The sequence below is a fragment of the Acinetobacter sichuanensis genome (genome assembly GCF_003024515.2).
Lineage (GTDB): Bacteria > Pseudomonadota > Gammaproteobacteria > Pseudomonadales > Moraxellaceae > Acinetobacter > Acinetobacter sichuanensis.
Map to the genome: position 1 here is coordinate 1 of NZ_PYIX02000231.1, position 523 is coordinate 523.

The following is a 523-nucleotide window of genomic DNA, read 5'->3' on the forward strand; positions in this document are numbered from 1 at the left end:
CGCACCAGTTACGTCAGTTGTACGGAAATAGAATTGTGGACGGTAACCGTTAAGGAATGGAGTATGGCGACCACCTTCGTCTTTAGAAAGTACGTATACTTCTGCGTCGAATTTAGTGTGTGGTTTGATTGAACCTGGTTTAGCCAATACTTGACCACGTTGTACGTCTTCACGCTTAGTACCACGTAGAAGAATACCACAGTTCTCACCTGCACGACCTTCGTCAAGCAATTTACGGAACATTTCTACGCCAGTAACTGTAGTTACTTGTGTATCACGGATACCAACGATTTCAACTGATTCGCCAACTTTAACGATACCAGACTCAACACGACCTGTTACTACTGTACCACGACCAGAAATTGAGAATACGTCTTCGATTGGCATTAAGAATGCTTTATCGATTGCACGTTCTGGTTCTGGGATATAAGTATCAAGCGCTTCAACAAGTGCAAGTACAGCAGGAACGCCGTATTGACCATCTTCACCGTTAAGTGCAGCTAAAGCTGAACCACGGATTACC

1 protein-coding gene is annotated in these 523 nt (G+C 44.2%); it reads right to left on the reverse strand.

Annotation, left to right across the window (positions count from 1 at the left end):
* Nucleotides 1-523 (reverse strand): EF-Tu/IF-2/RF-3 family GTPase (locus C9E89_RS23190; RefSeq protein ID WP_265935942.1); only part of this gene is annotated, 523 nt, incomplete at both ends.